This window comes from Streptomyces bicolor, assembly GCF_000719285.1.
Taxonomy (GTDB): Bacteria; Actinomycetota; Actinomycetes; order Streptomycetales; family Streptomycetaceae; genus Streptomyces; species Streptomyces bicolor.
In genome coordinates this window covers 1-418 of sequence record NZ_JOFS01000151.1, presented here as the reverse complement: position 1 = coordinate 418, position 418 = coordinate 1, and the positions used below count along the sequence as shown (strand labels likewise).

Annotated in this window: 1 protein-coding gene and 1 pseudogene; both read left to right on the top strand. The window is 68.7% G+C overall.

All coding sequences use genetic code 11. The features are described 5' to 3' along the window. On the top strand, positions 1–254 hold a 254-nt coding region (locus IF78_RS50320; protein WP_031498986.1), incomplete at its 5' end, for an AMP-binding protein. Continuing rightward, positions 203–418, top strand: a pseudogene (locus IF78_RS50315) (thioester reductase); the annotation flags it as partial. The gene IF78_RS50320 and the pseudogene IF78_RS50315, both read left to right, overlap by 52 nt.

Below are 418 nucleotides of genomic sequence, written 5' to 3'. Positions count from 1 at the left end.
TGATGGAGCGCTCGGTGGACCTGGTGGTGGCGCTGCTGGCGGTGCTGAAGGCGGGTGCGTTCTACCTCCCGCTGCACAGCGGTTACCCGCTGGAGCGGAAGCAGTGGATCGTCGACGAGACGTCCGCGCCGGTGCTGCTGGCCGACACGGCGATGCGTGGCCGCGGCCTGCCGGATTCGACCCTTCCACCTACGCCTTCTGGGTGCCGCTGCTGCACGGCGGACGCACCGTCATCACCCCCGAAGGCGACCTGAGCGTCGCCGAACTCGCCCGACTGATCGTCGAGGAGGAGATCACCGGCCTGGACATCACCGCTGGCCTGTTCCGGGTGATGGCGGAGGAGGAGCCGGGCTGTTTCAAGAACGTCCGCGAGGTCATCACCGGCGGTGACGTGATCTCCCCGACCGCGGTACGACGC